The organism is Mycobacterium sp. UM_11 (assembly GCF_001414075.1).
GTDB lineage: Bacteria > Actinomycetota > Actinomycetes > Mycobacteriales > Mycobacteriaceae > Mycobacterium.
The window spans coordinates 1-281 of sequence record NZ_LATC01000288.1; the positions used below are offsets into that span (position 1 = coordinate 1).

1 pseudogene is annotated in these 281 nt (G+C 75.8%); it reads right to left on the reverse strand.

Going from position 1 to position 281, the window contains the following annotated elements:
* Nucleotides 1–167 precede the first annotated feature (167 nt).
* Nucleotides 168–266, reverse strand: a pseudogene (locus WU80_RS26525) (hypothetical protein); the annotation flags it as partial.
* Between the last annotated feature and the right edge of the window lie 15 nt (nt 267–281).

The following is a 281-nucleotide window of genomic DNA, read 5'->3' on the forward strand; positions in this document are numbered from 1 at the left end:
GATGTGTATAAGAGACAGGGCCGCGACCGCCAGCGGATCGGGGCCGCGCGCCGGCCCGCGCCCCGGGCGCCGCCGACGCTCGCGGGCCGGGATCCGCGCCCGCGCCCGGACCAGCGACGGCCCGGGTCCGATCCACGCGGCCACCGCGAGAAACAGCGCCGCCGCGGTCACGCCCCGACCCGATCGGTGATGCGGTCCGCCCAGCACAGGCCCGCGCACGCCAGCGTGGAACCGACGACCAGGAGCCAGCCGCCCGCATGCCCTGTCTCTTATACACATCT